At 69.9% G+C, this 13,890-nt stretch carries 13 protein-coding genes; 8 read left to right on the top strand and 5 right to left on the bottom strand.

Annotated features, from left to right (window positions below; translation table 11 throughout):
• The first annotated feature begins 3 nt into the window (after nt 1–3).
• The 4 genes from ACXN5S_RS13145 (at nt 4) to ACXN5S_RS13130 (ending at nt 3,854) form a co-directional block, all read left to right on the top strand.
• Nucleotides 4–774, top strand: a complete 771-nt coding sequence (locus ACXN5S_RS13145) for a methyltransferase domain-containing protein (protein WP_458605889.1) — start codon at nt 4–6, stop codon at nt 772–774.
• Nucleotides 775–923: 149 nt separating this feature from the next.
• Nucleotides 924–1,715: an ion transporter gene (locus tag ACXN5S_RS13140; RefSeq protein ID WP_458605888.1), complete on the top strand. Its 792-nt coding sequence runs from the start codon at nt 924–926 to the stop codon at nt 1,713–1,715.
• A 91-nt stretch (nt 1,716–1,806) separates the two neighbouring features.
• Nucleotides 1,807–3,159, top strand: coding sequence for a phospholipase D-like domain-containing protein (locus tag ACXN5S_RS13135; RefSeq protein ID WP_458605887.1), 1,353 nt, complete (start codon nt 1,807–1,809; stop codon nt 3,157–3,159).
• Nucleotides 3,156–3,854, top strand: coding sequence for an endonuclease/exonuclease/phosphatase family protein (locus tag ACXN5S_RS13130; RefSeq protein ID WP_458605886.1), 699 nt, complete (start codon nt 3,156–3,158; stop codon nt 3,852–3,854). The genes ACXN5S_RS13135 and ACXN5S_RS13130 overlap by 4 nt, the downstream gene beginning before the upstream one ends.
• Here the strand turns inward: ACXN5S_RS13130 and ACXN5S_RS13125 are convergent, their stop codons facing one another.
• Nucleotides 3,855–4,595, bottom strand: a complete 741-nt coding sequence (locus tag ACXN5S_RS13125) for a class II aldolase/adducin family protein (protein ID WP_458605885.1) — start codon at nt 4,593–4,595, stop codon at nt 3,855–3,857.
• Complete coding sequence (locus tag ACXN5S_RS13120; RefSeq protein WP_458605884.1) at nt 4,592–5,722, bottom strand: TauD/TfdA family dioxygenase; 1,131 nt, start codon at nt 5,720–5,722, stop codon at nt 4,592–4,594. The genes ACXN5S_RS13125 and ACXN5S_RS13120 overlap by 4 nt, the downstream gene beginning before the upstream one ends.
• Nucleotides 5,723–5,836: 114 nt before the next feature.
• Here ACXN5S_RS13120 and ACXN5S_RS13115 point away from each other — a divergent pair, with 114 nt between their 5' ends.
• The 4 genes from ACXN5S_RS13115 (at nt 5,837) to ACXN5S_RS13100 (ending at nt 10,448) form a co-directional block, all read left to right on the top strand.
• Nucleotides 5,837–6,715 (top strand): LysR substrate-binding domain-containing protein, encoded by an 879-nt coding sequence (locus ACXN5S_RS13115; protein ID WP_458605883.1) that lies wholly within the window; start codon nt 5,837–5,839, stop codon nt 6,713–6,715.
• 309 nt (nt 6,716–7,024) lie between these two features.
• Nucleotides 7,025–7,675 (top strand): TetR family transcriptional regulator C-terminal domain-containing protein, encoded by a 651-nt coding sequence (locus ACXN5S_RS13110; protein ID WP_458605882.1) that lies wholly within the window; start codon nt 7,025–7,027, stop codon nt 7,673–7,675.
• The gene (locus ACXN5S_RS13105; RefSeq protein ID WP_458605881.1) at nt 7,672–8,862 is read left to right on the top strand and encodes a pyridoxal phosphate-dependent aminotransferase; all 1,191 of its coding nucleotides are present in this window, start codon (nt 7,672–7,674) and stop codon (nt 8,860–8,862) included. The genes ACXN5S_RS13110 and ACXN5S_RS13105 overlap by 4 nt, the downstream gene beginning before the upstream one ends.
• On the top strand, nt 8,859–10,448 hold the full coding sequence (locus tag ACXN5S_RS13100) for a 5-guanidino-2-oxopentanoate decarboxylase (RefSeq protein ID WP_458605880.1): 1,590 nt from the start codon (nt 8,859–8,861) through the stop codon (nt 10,446–10,448). Before ACXN5S_RS13105 ends, ACXN5S_RS13100 begins: the two co-directional genes overlap by 4 nt.
• 142 nt (nt 10,449–10,590) lie before the next feature.
• Here ACXN5S_RS13100 and ACXN5S_RS13095 read toward each other — a convergent pair whose 3' ends face one another.
• From ACXN5S_RS13095 to ACXN5S_RS13085, 3 genes are read right to left on the bottom strand one after another with little or no spacing between them, the layout of a single operon-like run.
• Entirely contained in the window at nt 10,591–11,193 is a 603-nt protein-coding gene (locus ACXN5S_RS13095) for a TetR/AcrR family transcriptional regulator (RefSeq protein WP_458605879.1), read from the bottom strand.
• Nucleotides 11,194–11,247: 54 nt separating this feature from the next.
• Entirely contained in the window at nt 11,248–12,801 is a 1,554-nt protein-coding gene (locus ACXN5S_RS13090; RefSeq protein WP_458605878.1) for an ABC transporter substrate-binding protein, read from the bottom strand.
• The gene (locus ACXN5S_RS13085) at nt 12,767–13,777 is read right to left on the bottom strand and encodes an ABC transporter ATP-binding protein (protein WP_458605877.1); all 1,011 of its coding nucleotides are present in this window, start codon (nt 13,775–13,777) and stop codon (nt 12,767–12,769) included. Before ACXN5S_RS13085 ends, ACXN5S_RS13090 begins: the two co-directional genes overlap by 35 nt.
• Between the last annotated feature and the right edge of the window lie 113 nt (nt 13,778–13,890).

Here is a 13,890-nt window from a genome sequence, read left to right as displayed (position 1 = left end):
CTCATGGACGAACTCTACCAGGACAATCTCATCGACCTGCTCGAAAGCCTCTGGGGCGAGGGGTTCCTCTCGCCTGGCGGGCCGGAGGAGGTGGCGCGCGTGCTGGAGTGGCATGACATCACCGGCGCCTCGGTGCTCGACATCGGCTGCGGCGCCGGCGGCATCGACCACGCCCTCGTGCAGAACCATGGCGCGGGCTACGTCACCGGCATCGACGTGGAAGACGGCGTGCTCGGCCGCGCCCGCACGCTGGTGGAGGCCGCCGGGCTGACCGAACGGATCGGGCTGGTGAAGGTAGCGCCGGGGCCGCTGCCCTTTCCGCCCGAGACATTCGATGTCGTGTTCTCGAAGGATTCCATCGTCCACATCCCCGACAAGCACGCGATGATGAAAGAGGTCTCTCGGGTGCTGAAGCCCGGCGGCTGGTTCCTCGCCTCCGATTGGCTGATCGGCCATGACGACACGCCCTCGCCCGAGATGCAGGCCTACATGGCCGCCGAGGAACTCGATTTCGGGATGGCCTCCCCCGCCCGCTACAGCGACGCCTGCGCCGCCGCCGGGATGACGGAGGTGGAGACGCGCGACCGCAACCCCTGGTACCTGCAGGTGGCCAAGGACGAGCTGGCGCGCATGCAGGGCCCCTGGGCCGACGAGGTCGCCCACCGGCTCGGGCCCGACTTCGTGGCCAAGAACGTCGACATCTGGGAGAAGATGCTGACCGTGCTGGAGGCCGGCGAGCACCGGCCCACGCATATCCGCGCCCGCAAGCCCTGAGGGCACTCCCCAGGGCGGCCGAAAATCGCGCGATTTTCGTGCACGGAATTCGCGCGAATTCCGCTGCCGCGCCGCGCGGGCACAGCTAGCCCCTTGGCGAATCCCTCCGCTCCCCCACATCAGGGGGACGCGACGCACAGGGAGACACGATGACCATCCGCCAGCGCCTGACCCAGCTACTCGACCATCCCCTGACGAGCCAGGTGATCATGGGGGTCATCCTGTTCAACGCCCTGCTTCTGGGGCTGGAAACCTCCGGCCGGGTCATGGCCGCCGCGGGCCCCGTGATCATCGCGCTCGACTGGCTCTGCCTCGCCTTCTTCGTCGCGGAACTTGGCGCCAAGCTGATCGCGCGGGGGCGGAGCTTCTGGCGCAACGGCTGGAACATCTTCGACTTCGTCATCGTGGCGATGTCGCTCGTGCCCGCCAGCCACGGCTTTGCCGTGCTCCGCGCGTTGCGCATCCTGCGGCTGTTGCGCGTCGTCTCGGTCGCGCCGACGCTGCGGCGCGTGGTCGAGGGATTCATCTCGGCCCTGCCCGGCATGGGATCGGTCTTCCTGTTGATGGGCGTGATCTTCTACATCGCCTCTGTCATGGCGACGCGCCTGTTCGCCGCGACCTTCCCCGAATGGTTCGGCACGCTCGGCGCCTCGGCCTACTCCCTCTTCCAGATCATGACGCTGGAGAGCTGGTCGATGGGCATCGTTCGCCCGGTGATGGAGGCACATCCGCAGGCCTGGCTGTTCTTCGTGCCCTTCATCCTCATCACCACCTTCGCGGTGATGAACCTCGTCGTCGGTCTCATCGTGAACTCGATGCACGACGCCCATCAGGCCGAAAGCACCGCGGCGACCGACGATTACCGCAATCAGGTTCTGGCGCGGCTGGAGGCGATCGAGGCGCGGCTGCCGCAGGCCGAGCCGGGGCGGCGGCGCGAATGAGCAGGCGCTCCGGGCGCAGGGGCAACCTTGCCATCCCGCGCCGCGCGCCGCACCTTGCGGCCATGCGAGTGACAGGCCGAGGCGGGGCGCAATGATGATGCTGCTCTTCGATCATATTCTGGTGGTGTTGGGGGTGATCGCCTCGGCCATCTGCGTGATCTTCATCCTGCAGCAGCGCCGCACCCCGCAATCGGCGCTGTCCTGGATCCTCTTCATCGTTCTGATCCCCTATCTGGCCGTGCCGGTGTTCCTGGCGCTCGGCGTACGCAAGCAGGGCAGCCGCTTCCCGCCGCTGGCCTTCACCGACCCGCCCGCCGAAGAGCTGCCGGAATCGCCGCCCGCGCTGGCAGAGACCTTCCGCCGGCTCGGTGCCCCCGCCGCCGTACGCCAGAACACCATCTCGCTGCAGGACAAGCCGGAGGATGCCGAGGCCGCGCTCAACGAGGTGATCGACGGCGCCAAGACCAGCCTCGACATCACGCTCTACATCGTCGACCGCGACGAGTCCGGCCGCCGCTTCCTCACCCGGCTGGCCGAGCGGGCCCGCAACGGCGTTCGCGTGCGCCTTGTGCTCGACCGGCTCGGCTCGCTGCACCCGCCGCACAAGGAAATGCGGGCCTTCCGCGAGGCCGGGGGCGAGCTGCGCTGGTTCTCGCCGCTGATCCACCCGCCAGACAACGGCCACCTGAACCTGCGCAACCACCGCAAGCTCGTCGTCGCGGACGGGCTGCGCGCCTGGATGGGCGGGCGCAATGTGGGCGACGAGTACTTCGCCCCCGGCGGCTGGACAGATCTAGGCGCCACCCTCGAAGGGCCGGTCGTGCAGCATTTCTGGGATGTCTTCCACAGCGACTGGGACGTCACCGGCGGCGCCCGCGCCAGCGACCCTGCGGAGCCGCGCGCCTCGGACGGCAGCGCCATCCTTCAGCTCGTGCCCACCGGGCCGGATGACCCGGGCGATGCGCTGCACGAAGGGCTGGTGCAGGCCATCCATGCCGCCAAGCGCCGGGTGTGGATCGCCACGCCCTATTTCCTGCCCACCGAAAACCTCGCCCAGGCGCTGATCACCGCCACGCGCCGCGGGCTGGATGTGCGCGTGCTGGTGCCCCGCAAATCCAACAAGAGCACTACCGATTTCGCCCGCGGCGCTTATCTGCGCCAGCTCGACCGCTGGGGCAGCCGCGTGCTGCAGCACCCGGGCATGCTGCACGCCAAGGCCGGCATGATCGACGATGTCGGCTGGATGGGCTCGGCGAATTTCGACGTGCGTTCCATGCTGCTCAACTTCGAGATGGCGCTCTTCCTCTACGATGCCGACAGTGTCGCAAAGCTCGAGCTGTGGTTCGGCGAGCGCATGGCCGAGGCCGAAGAGGGCGTCGTGCGCCCCGGCTTCACCCGGCGCCTGCTGGAAAGCACCTTCCGCCTGGGGGCGCCCTTCCTGTGACAGAGCTGCGCGTCGCCACCTACAACATCCGCAAGACGCTCGGCACCGACCGCAAGCGCGACCCGGGCCGCGTGCTGCGGGTGATCGCCGGCCTCGGGGCCGAGGTCGTGGCGCTGCAGGAGGCCGATCTGCGGATGCAGCCGCGCCGCCCGGCGCTCGACCGGATGGAGATCCTCCAGCGCACAGGGCTCAGGGCCATCGAGTTCGACCATGGGCGCGAGAGCCTTGGATGGCACGGCAATGCCCTGCTGCTCGGCCCCGGTATCGAGGTCGAGGAGCGCAGCCACCGCGATCTGCGCAGCCTCGAGCCGCGCGGGCTGGTCGAGGCGGTGCTCTGCAAGGGCGGCCAGCGCTTTCGCGTCTTCGGCGTGCATCTGGCGCTTGCCCGCAGCGTGCGCCGGGCGCAGCTGACCCATCTGAACGACATGCTGGCGGAATCCGCCGAGGAGCTGCCGACACTGGTGATGGGCGACTTTAACGAGCGCAGCACCTCGGTCGGGCTGGGGCGTCTCGCCAAGCGCTTCACCATCCTCGCCGATACCCCCACCTTTCACGCCCGCCGCCCGATGTTCCCCCTCGACCGGATCGCCCATACCGGCGAGTTCCGCTCCGAGGGGCTGGAGGTCGCGGCGACGCCCGAAAGCCGCCTCGCCTCCGACCATCTGCCGCTGGTGGCGCGGCTGCGGCTGGCCTGATCAGTCGCGCCAGCTTGGGTCTTCGGCGTCGAGCGTGCCCTTGAGATAGGCGAAATGCTCGTCAGCCATGCCGCGATAGGCGACCCAGCCGTCTGCTGTGGCCTGCGCCACTTCATCCGACAGCACCGCCAGCGGCTGGCCGGTGGAGAGCGCCAGGATCTGCGTCTGCGCCGCCTTCTCGAAAAAGTAGAGGTCTTCAAAGGCCGCCGCCACGCTCTCCCCCGCCACCGACACACCGTGGTTGCCCATCACCAGCACGGAATTGCCGCGCATCGCCTCGGCCAGATGCGCCCCCTCCTCCGCGCTGTCAGAGATGCCGCCGAAGGCGAGGTCATAGCCCGTCCGCCCCCAGAAGCGGGCGGTGTTGTTGTCGAGCGGCAGCATCGTCGGGTCCTTCAGGCAGGCCAGCGCCGTGGCATAGGGCGCGTGGCAATGCAGGATCACCCGCGCCTCCGGCAGCTCGCGGTGCATGGTGCCGTGGATCGCCCAGGCGGAGGGGTCGGGCGCATCCGCCCGCTCCATCACGCCCGGATCGTCCGCATCGAGCAGAAGCAGGTCGCTGGCACGGAGGCTGGCGAAGTGCCGCCAGCGCGGGTTGAGCAGGAACCGCCGGCCGTCGGCGCTGACCGCCGCCGAGAAGTGGTTGCTGACCGACTCGCTCCAGCCGAAGCGGTGACAGAGCCGGAAGGCGGCGGCGAGGTCTTGCCGCAGGGCTGTTTCGCTGGCGATCTCGTCCTTCATTTGAAGCGCCCCTCGCTCACCAGCGCCCGGTAGGTCGAGCGCATCTCCGCCCGGTCGGCGTAGGTGCCGCGCAGGTAGCGCTCGCCCGAGGTGGCCGAATAGGCGGCGCGGCCATGCACGATCCGATGGTTGTCGAACACCATGCACTCGCCGGCCTTCATGGTGAAGCGCATCAGATATTTCTCCTCCTGCAGCATCCGCCCGAAGCGGCAGAACGCCGGGTACCAGCTGTCGAGCAGGCGCTGCGGCAGGTCGGAGATGTCGAGCATGTGCTGGCTGATCGTCAGGCCAGAGACCTCGCCATATTCATCCAGCTCGATGATCGTCTGGCGTGAGCGCATGTCGTAGGTGTCGTGCTCGCAGAAGAACGGCACCGGCGTCTCAGCCAGCAGGCGGAAGCCTTCGGGGTCGCGCGCGCGGAAATCGTTCGCCACGGCCACGCCATCGGCATAGAGGCTCTGCCCACCCTGCACTGTATTGGCGCGGCAGTGGAGGAACTGCACCCCCGGCGCCATCTCTTCCGCCGGCGTGTCGGTATGCAGCTCCAGCGCGCTGGCGGTATAGGCGGTGTTCGTCGGGTTGATATGGGTCTTCACGTCGAAATAGAGTCCGAAGAAGGTGGGCCGCACCTGGCCGATCAGTTCCACCAGCTCGGTGAGGCCGGCGTCGCTGTCGGGCATGTCGGTGACGATGGCGAGGCCTTCCATGATCAGCGCCTCGATCCAGTCGGCCAGCTTCGCCTTGTCGGCCAGCAGCTCGGGCTGCGAGAAGCGCGGCACATCGCCATAGTGATCGCCGTACCAGGCGCGGCGCGGCAGATCGGCCGGATCGGCCCGCTTTTCGCCCGTCGCATAGCGCGAGAGCATCGCGAGCGGGTAGCGCGAGATGTGCCCCTCCTCCGCCCAGCGGATCACCAAAGCGTCGCCCTCGACCGCCGCAGATTCTGCGACCGGCGCCCGGTGCAGGTGGAAGATGTCGAAGCTGCGCTCCCGCGTCGAGGCATTGAACGAGGTCAGGCAATTGTCGCGTAGCCAGAAGTAGTTGAAGTAGCTGCGCCCCTCGGGCAGGTCGATTTCGAGCCCGTTCTCGCCAAGGGCGACGGCATCGGCGGCAAGCATCATGTTCATCTCGGCGGTCCTTAAGTAAAACTGCAGGAAATTGGCTTTCGTGCAGCCTCGCACCACCGATTGGTGCAAAACAGGCCGATTGTGCTGAAGTAGACTTAACCCTAGGCTTAAGTCATGAGCCGCCTGCCGCCCCTTCGCCTGCTCGCCACTTTCGAGGCCGTCGCCCGGCTCGGCTCGATGCGCGCCGCCGCCGCCAGCCTCAACGTCACCCAGCCCGCGGTGACGCAGGCGCTCAAGGCGCTTGAGGATCACGTCGGCGCCCCCCTGCTCGACAGGGCAACCCGGCCCGCGCGGCTGACGGCGGCGGGCGAGCAGCTCGCCCGCGTCACCCGCGAGGGCCTCGGCGCCATCACGGCGGCCATCGAGGATATCCGCAGCCGCGCCGATCTGGCCGAGGCGCAGGTGACGGTCGCCTGCACGCTCGGAATGGCGACCTACTGGCTGATGCCGCGCCTGCCCGGCTTCTACGCCGCCCATCCCGACATCACCGTCAACGTGCAGGCCCCGCCGACCGACCTGCCGGCCCTCTCCCCCGGCATCGACGTGGCCCTGCGCTACGGCGCCGGCGACTGGCGCGACGGGGCGACACGCAAGCTCTTCGACGAAGAGGTCTGCCCCGTTGGCCGCCCCGACCTGATCACGCGGCTGACCGATCTCTCCACAGCGCCGCTCATCCATGTGCGCAGTGCCCAGAACCTGCATTGGGCGGGCTGGCCGGAATATCTCGCCGCCCGCGGCCTGCCGCGCGCCCGGCAGCCGGGCCAGAGCTTCGACAATTACGTGCAGGCCACGCAAGCCGCGCTCGACGGGCGCGGCGTGATGCTCGGCTGGCAGTCGATCACCGCCCGCCTGGTGGCCGAGGGGGCGCTGGCGCCCTGGCCCGGCGGCGCGATGGATCTCGGGACGGCCTATTGGGTGACAGAAGCGCCGTCTCTCTCCGCCGGGGCGCAGGCGTTCCTGGAGTGGTTGGCGGGCTTGGGCATGGCGGGCTGAACCCCGCCCTACAGTCGCGGCATGCGGCTGGCCGTAGGGCGGGCTTCAGCCCTCCTTCCCGCTCAACACCCGCCGCGCCGGGCGAGCGCCGGCCCGTGGGGTGGCGCCGCTTCCTTCCCGCTACAGCGCTTTATGCCCGCCAAACCCCTCCTCGCGGCGAGCTACTCGCTGCCTTCTCCAGAGCGCCAGCCCGCCGCAACGGGCAGGCGCTCGCCCGGCGCCTTCCGCTCGTTTCCGGGTGGGGAGCACAGTCGAAGCGTCGCAACACGCCCCCTTGCCCCCGCCCCGCCACCGATATTATACAAGCGTATGACTTCCACCACCGCCCCCCGCCGCGCCTTCACCCGCGAGCCTGCCGAGGATCGCCGCCGCGCGCTCATCGACGCCACCGTCTCGCTCATCGCCGAGGCGGGGCCGGAGGGGGCGACCGTCCGCGCCATCGCAGAGCGCGCCGGCATCACCCAGGGCATGATCCGCCATCATTTCACCGGCAAGGAAGCGCTGGTGAACGCCGCCTATGCCGCGCATATGGCTGCCCAGTCTGCCACCATCGAGGCCGAGGTCTCTGCCGCCGGCGCCTCTCCCCGCGCCCGGCTGGCCGCCATGATCCGCGCCTCCGTCACCCCGCCCGTCGCCGACGGCGCCGGCCTGTCGCTCTGGGCCGGCTTCATCCACATGGTGCGCCGCTCGCCCGAGATGGCGGAAACGCACGAGGCCAGCTACCTCGCCTATCGCGACCGCCTGCAGGCCCTGCTTACCGAAGCCCGCGCCGAGGCCGGCACGCCGCTGGCCCCGGCAGAGGCCCGCAGCCTCGCCATCGCCGCCAACGCCCTGCTCGACGGGCTCTGGCTCGAGGCCGGCGCCCTGCCCGCCGCCTTCGCCCCCGGCGAGATCACCTCCATCGCCCTCAATTCGCTCGGCGACCTCGCCGGTCTCGACCTTGCATCGGAGCACCCATGACCCGTCACGCCCCCATCCTCGACCGGCTCGGCGACCTCGGCGGCGCCAAGTGGGAGATCTACTTCCGCGCCCGCGAACTCGCTGCCGCCGGCCGCGAGATCATCGACCTGACCATCGGCAACCCGGATGTGCCGGTCGCGCCCGCCCTGCTCGATGCCGCCGAGGCCGCCATGCGTGCCGGGCGCACCGAATATTCCGACGGGCGCGGCGAGGCCGGCCTGCGCGCCGCCCTCGCCGCCCGCTACAGCGCCAGCACCGGGCGCGAGATCACGCCGGACCAGGTGCTCTGCTTCCCAGGCACGCAAACGGCGCTTTACGCCGTGATGATGGGCCTCGCCGAAGCCGGCACCGAAGTGCTGGTGGGTGACCCGATGTATGCCACCTACGAAGGCGTCATCCGGGCCTCCGGCGCCGAGCCTGTGGCCGTGCCGCTGCGCCCCGAGCGCGGCTTCCGCCTCTCCGCCGAGGATCTGGCGGCCCGCATCACGCCCCGCACCCGGGCTATCCTGCTGAACTCGCCGCAAAACCCCACCGGCGCCGTGCTGCGAGACGAGGACGTCGCCGCGATCGGCGCCCTCGCCCGCGAGCACGACCTCTGGATCGTGGCCGACGAGGTGTATGAAGAGCTGATCTTCGCCGGCGTGCCCTTCGCCTCTCCCCTCGCCCGGCCCGAGCTGGCCGAGCGGACGGTCATCGTCTCCTCGATCTCCAAAAGCCACGCCGCCCCCGGTTTCCGCTCCGGCTGGGCGGTAATGAGCGAGGCGCTGGCCGGGAAGATGCTGCCCCTGTCGGAGACGATGCTCTTCGGCGGCCAGCCCTTTATCGCCGATATGACAGAGCTTGCCATCTCGGCCCCGTCTGAGGCCGCCCGCGGCATGTGCGCCCGCTTCTCGGCCCGCGCGGCGCGGCTGGCCGAGCGGCTGGAGCGCGAGAGCCCGCTGCGCGTCAACCGCCCCGAGGCGGGCATGTTCGCGCTTGTCGACATCCGCCCCACGGGCCTCGACGACACCGCCTATGCCCATGCCCTGCTGGAAGAGACGGGCGTCGCCCTCATGCCCGGTAGCGTCTTCGGCCCCTCGATCGCCGGCTGGGTGCGCCTGGCACTGACGGTCGGCGACGAGCGGCTCGACGAGGCCACCACCTGCATCATCGCCCATGCGCGGGCGCTCACGGGAGCCGAGGCGTGAGCGCCTCCGGCAAGGGCCCCAGCGTCGGCGAGGCGCTGATCGCGGCGCTGCAGGCGCGCGGGGTGACCCATGTCTTCGGCATCCCCGGGGTCCATACGGTGGAGCTCTACCGCGGGCTGGCGGGAAGCGGCATCGCCCATATCACCGCCCGGCACGAGCAGGGCGCCGGCTTCATGGCCGATGGATATGGCCGCGTCTCCGGCCGGCCCGGCGTGGCGCTGGTCATCACCGGCCCGGGGGTCACGAACGTGCTCACCCCGATGGGCCAGGCCCGGGCCGACAGCTCCCCCATGCTGGTGATATCCGGCGTGAACGACCGCGCCTCGCTCGGCCGCGGCCTCGGCAAGCTGCACGAACTGCCCGACCAGCGCGGCACAGTCGCCTCCGTCGCCCTCACCGCCACCCGCGTGTCCGAGCCGGAGGAGCTGGGCCCCGCCCTCGACGCCGCCTTCGCCGCCCTGGAGACCGGGCGCCCCGGCCCGCATCACATCGAGGTACCGCTCGACGTCATGCCCCTGCCGGCTGCCGCACCCTCAGAACCGCTGCTGTCCCCCACGCCCTCGCTCCCGCCAGAGCTCACCGCCGCCGCCCGCCTGCTGGCCGGGGCCGAGCGGCCCGTGATCCTCGCCGGCGGCGGCGCCCGCTGGGCCGAGGCGGCGCTGCAGGCCGTCGCCAAGGCGCTGGACGCGCCGGTCATCCAGACGGTCAACGCCCGCGGCCTGATGCATGGCCATCTGCTCACCGTCCCCGCCTCCCCGAGCCTGGAGCCGGTGCGCGCCCTCGTCCGCGAGGCCGACGCGGTGCTGGCGGTGGGCACGGAGTTCGGCCAGACCGACTACGACATGATGGTCGACGGCGGCTGGCCCGCCCCCGCCCGCCTGGTGCGCATCGACATCTCCGAGGCGCAGCTGCGCCGCCACCCTGCCGAGATCACCTTGGCCGGCCACGCCGAACACCTCCTGCCCGCCCTCGCCGCCCGCCTCCCCGGCCGCTCCGGCGACGGCCCCGCCCGCGCCAAGACGGCCCGCGAGGGCGCCCGTGCCGGGCTGGACCGTGACATGGCCGCCTGCCTCGACGCGCTGGAGGCGATGCGCACCGCCCTGCCCGGTGCCATCATCGTCGGCGACAGCGCCCAGCCGGTCTATGCGGGGAACCTCTTCTACGATCACGACCGCCCCGGCGGCTGGTTCAACGCCGCCACCGGCTACGGCGCCCTCGGCTTTGCCATCCCCGCCGCCATCGGCGCCGCCCTTGCCGCGCCCGGCGCTCCCGTGATCTCGCTGAACGGCGACGGCGGCGCGCAATTCTCGATGGCCGAGCTGATGACGGCCGCCGAGGCGCGCCTGCCGATCACCTTCGTCATCTGGAACAACCACGCCTATCTCGAAATCGCCCGCGCCATGGAAGCCGCCGGGACCGAGATCATCGGCTGTCACCCCGCCCCGCCCGACTTCGCCCATCTGGCCCGCGCCTGCGCCCTGCCCTACCGGCAGACCACCGCCGACCCCAAAGAGGCCGCCGCCGCCTTGACGGAGCTGCGCCGGGAAGACGGCCCGACCTTGCTGGAAATCCGCACCGACGCCTGACCGCCCGCCCCGTCACCTCCGCCCGCAACAGGCACCGCCCCCGATCCCGGCCGAGCGCGGCCGGCCTCCCCCTGTCTTTGCTCCAAGAAAATCCTCGGGGGGCTGGCACAGCCAGCGGGGGGCAGACAGCCCCCCTCCGCCCTCAGAACGCCCCGAGATGCGGCTGCAGCAGTGCCCGGCACGCCTCCAGCGCCGTCTCCGCCGACATCGACTCCGGTTCGATGCAATGTTGGATGCCCAGCCCGTCGATCAGGCAGATCAGCACGCGGGCGAGCGGCTCGGCCTCGATGGGACGACCGTTGCCCTCGGCCGCCTCGGCGATGGCGCCCGAGACATCGGCCAGATAGGCGGCGTATTGCACGCGATGCTCAGCGCGCAGATCGGGGTTGATCGAGATCTGGCCCCAGAGGGTGAGCCAGATGTTATAGGCGTCGCGGTTGAAGATCTCGGGGGCGAAGAACGCCTCCAGCAGGGCAGACAGACGGGTCTGTCCGGGCGCCGGCGGGTCGGGCAGACGGGTCGAACCGAGGTACATCGAGGCATAGACGGCGGCGAGCAGCGCGTTCATCGAGCCGAAATGGTGGATGACGAGGCCGCGGCTCACGCCGGCCTCCTCACAGATGCGGTCGACGGTGAATTCCTGGATGCCGCCGCGCGCCATGCAGGCAAGGCCAGCCGCTACCAGCTGCGCGCGGCGCTCCACGCCCGACAATCGGCTGTACTTGGGGGCCCGCTTGACGGTCATCGCCTTCCGATCGGTGCGGTGGCGCCCGGGGATCGGGCGCCACCCGTGGAGGTCTTACTCCACCTTTTCGAAGCGTACCGGGTCGGGGTGTCCGTCGGCAAGGATCACCGGCTTCAGATCGGCATTGTGGATCGCAAGATAAGGATCGAAGGCGAGGAAAAGGAACGAGCCGCTCTCCTCCATCAGGTCTTCCATGCGGTTGAAGATCTCCTTGCGCCGGGTCTCGTCGAGCTCGACCAGCGCCTGCTGGTAGAGATCCTCGTATTCGGCGCTGTCGAAGAACGTCCAGTTGTAGACGCCGATCTGGTCGGGGCGGAACCAGACGAGGTTCTCCGTCGGGTCGACGCCGCCGGCGAAGCCTTGCAGCACCAGCTCCAGCGTCAGGTAGTCGTCGCCCGCCGTCTTGTCGCCGAGCGCCCAATAGGCGGCCTCTTCAGTGGGCTGGATCACCACGTTGATGCCGGCCTCCGACAGGCTGGCCTGGATGATCTGGGCGATGGTCTGCGAGGTGCTGTCCGTCTGAGCCACGAGGTTGAGCGTCAGCCCCTCGGCGCCGGCCTCTGCCAGCAGGGCGCGCGCCTGTTCGACATCGCGCTCGGCATAGATGTTGCTGTCGCGGGCGTAGGGCGAGGTCGGCGGGATCACCCCGGTGGCCCGACCGACGGTGCCGTCATAGGCGCCGTAGAGCACCGCCTCGCTGTCATAGGCGAGCTGGATGGCGCGGCGCACCCGCTGGTCCTGCAGGGCGGGGGCGTTCTGGTTGATGGTGAGCCAGGTGTAGGTGGTGCTGTTCGCCTCGATCAGCTCGGCGCCCTCGGGCATGTTGGCATGCAGCTGGCTGGCCGCGCTGGCGGCGACGCGGGTGAAATCGAAGCTGCCGGCCTCATAGGCGAGCAGGGCCGATTGATCGTCTTCCACCACGTAGAATTCGATGGTGGAGAAATCGGGCGTTTCGCCCTGCCAGTCGGGGTTGGCCTTCAGCGTGATCTTCTGCTGCTGCTCCCAGCTGTCGAAGAGGAAGGGGCCGCATTCCGCCGGTGCTTCGGTGGTATAGCTGCCACCCACCGCCTCGACCGCCGCCTTGCTCACCAGATGGCCGCCGTAATAGGGCAGCGCGGTGACGATGAAGGGCGCGAAGGGCTGCGTCAGGTGGATGATGCCCGTGCGCTCGCCGGTGACCTCGACATGGTCGAGCACCTCGAACTGGTAGGCCCACGCGCTGTCAGAGCCGGCGATGCGCTCGAAGGAATATTTCACATCCTCCGCCGTCACCGGGCCGTAGCCGTTCGTCCAGCTCAGGCCCTCGCGCAGGGTGAAGGCCAGCGCGGTCTCGCTCTGCCACTCCAGGCTTTCGGCGGCATAGAGCTCCCATTCCGAGCCCTCGCGCATGTCGGTGATGCGAACCAGGGTCACGGTGGTGCAGCGGTTGAGGATGTCGTCGAGCCCGCCGATCTCGGCCCAGGGGTCGATCACCTGAAAGTCGGCCGCCACGCGGATGCGCAGCGTATCCCCCTCTTGCGCCCAGGCGAAATTGGGGGCTGCCATGATGCCGGCGAGGCCGGCCCCGGCGGTCTTAAGAAAGCTGCGGCGATTGGTTGTCCAAGTCATATGTCGTCTCCCTGTCTAAGGTCTTCTCTTCAATGAGGTGGCACCGGGCCTGACGGCCCGGAGCGATGGTCCGCAAAACCGGCTCCTGGCTGCGGCAGATCGGCTGCGCGAGCGGGCAGCGGGTGTGGAATTCGCAAGCCGCGGGGCGGCGCAGCACGCCCGGGATCTCGCCCTGGATGGCCAGATCCTTGCGGCGGCGGCGCGGGTCGGGCTTCGGCTCGGCGGCGAGGAGGCTTTGCGTGTAGGGATGCGCGGGGGCGGAGAAGATCTCCGCCGTCGGGCCCGTCTCGACCAGCCGGCCGAGATAGAGCACCGCGATGCGGTCGGCGACATGGCGGATGAGCGCGAGATTGTGGGTGATGATCAGGTAGGACAGGCCGTGCCTGTCTTTCAGATCGGCCATCAGGTTGAGAATGTCGGCCTGCACCGAGACATCGAGCCCCGCCGTCGGCTCGTCGGCGATGACGAGATCGGGCTTCAGCGCCAGCGCCCGTGCCACGCCCACGCGCCGCGCCTGCCCGCCCGACAGCTCATGCGGGAAGCGGGCGGCGAATTGCGGCGGCAGGCCGACCTCCTCCAAGAGCTCGGCGGCGCGGTCGCGGCGGCGGCCCATGGGCTCGCCATGGATCACGAAGGGCTCGGTGATCGCATCCTCGACATTCATGCGCGGAGAGAGCGAGGCGGCGGCATCCTGGAACATCAGCGCCGAGCGGCGGCGGATGGCGCGGTAATCCGACCGGCTGGCCAGCGGTTGCCCGTCGAAGCTGAGGCTGCCGCCGGTGATCGGCTGCAGTCCGAGGATCGCGCGGGCCAGCGTCGTCTTGCCCGAGCCGCTTTCGCCGACGAGGCCGAGGGTCTGGCCCTTGGGCAGATCGAGCGTGATGCCGGCCAGGATGTTGAGCGCGCGGCCGCGGGACAGGAACCCGCCGAGGGGCAGATCGACGCGCAGGTCGTCCATGGTGAGGAGCGGGGTCATGCCGGCGCCCCGCTGCTGGCGGAGGTGCCGGTTGAGAGTGCGGGACCGGGGGCCAGCCCCCGGAACCCCCGGGATTTTTCTTGAGCAAAGACAGGGGGATTGGGGCGTCGCCC

It is taken from the genome of Pseudoroseicyclus sp. H15 (assembly GCF_054353345.1).
The sequence above is the reverse complement of the archived record's forward strand: the minus strand, read 5'-3'. Positions and strand labels throughout refer to the sequence as shown.